This is a genomic window from Lachnoanaerobaculum orale (genome assembly GCF_003862485.1).
Lineage (GTDB): Bacteria > Bacillota > Clostridia > Lachnospirales > Lachnospiraceae > Lachnoanaerobaculum > Lachnoanaerobaculum orale.
This window is the reverse complement of sequence record NZ_RRCM01000002.1, coordinates 1-1,153: the sequence shown is the minus strand read 5'-3', so window position 1 is coordinate 1,153 and position 1,153 is coordinate 1. Positions and strand designations below refer to the sequence as shown.

Genomic DNA, 1,153 nt, shown 5'->3' with positions numbered 1-1,153 from the left:
ATAAGAAAATAAGCGAAGGAGATGAAGAGAAAAATAAAGCCGGAGGATATGCAGTTACAGCAGATGAGGCATTCTTAAGAGGAGACTTTGAAAGTGCAAGAGAGAATTACGAGTATGCCAGAAGATTATATGTAAAATTAAAGGATGAGATAAATACCATAGAAATGGACAAAAAGCTTAGTGATGTGCAAAAAAGAATTGATGAAAGAGAAAAAGAAGAATCAAAGGCGGCACAATCAGAAGCACAAACCACACAGCCAAAAACAAGTGAAACGGAATCCTCTTCAAGTTTAAGTGCTGAGTAATCAGGTATTTATTTAAAGCTTATGTATTGTTAATTAGTATTTTTCTATTAAAAGAGGTGCTTTCAGATGGATAAGGTATGCTTGAATGAGTTTGACATAAAGAAATATGTAAAGGACAGACTTTCAGAAATAAAAGAAGAAGATGAGTATGTCTTTGCAAAAAGTGTTTTATATGACGGTCTTTACAGGATGAGTGAGGTTTTTGAAGAAAGATATAAATCACTGTATAAAAAGGTATATGATGAGCTTGAGAGCAAAGAGGAGAGCTACGAGATTGCGATACTTTTACTTTCAAAAAATGAGAATACATTTTTAAGGATGTTTTTTCCGATATCAGATTTGGATGTAATAGAGGATAAGGAAGACGATATTAAAGAAGGTTGTATGGAAGGTAAAAATTCTATAAAAACCGTTTATCTTAATGCAGCCGACAGTGTATGCAGGGCTTTTTTACAAGAAAATATAAGAGTAAGTTTTACAAATAACAAAGAAAAACATACACTTTTGGTACAACCTAAAAAGGCTCTTCGATACAGGAAAGAAGTAGGAAAACTTTGTGAAACCTTTTCTTATAACGGACTTAGATGGAATACGGTAAATACCGCATACCTTGACCGCTTTTTTGATATAGACCTGTCAGGACTTCCCCAAAATGCAAGAGATGTCGAAGTGGACTATGGAAAATATGCCGATATGATAGAAGAAGAACTTTATCCTGTATGGAACATAGAAAAAAATGTATTTAAGAGCAGTACATTTTTAAGTCCAAGTAAAGACGGATTATACTATGAACGTGAAATGATTAGGCAAAAAGATAAGGAGATTATCTTACGACTGATACAAAAGAC

2 pseudogenes are annotated in these 1,153 nt (G+C 33.3%); both read left to right on the top strand.

What is annotated here, in order from left to right:
- Positions 1-305: pseudogene (locus tag EHW90_RS10140) on the top strand (serine/threonine protein phosphatase); the annotation flags it as partial.
- A 66-nt stretch (positions 306-371) separates the two neighbouring features.
- Positions 372-1,153, top strand: a pseudogene (locus EHW90_RS10135) (hypothetical protein); the annotation flags it as partial.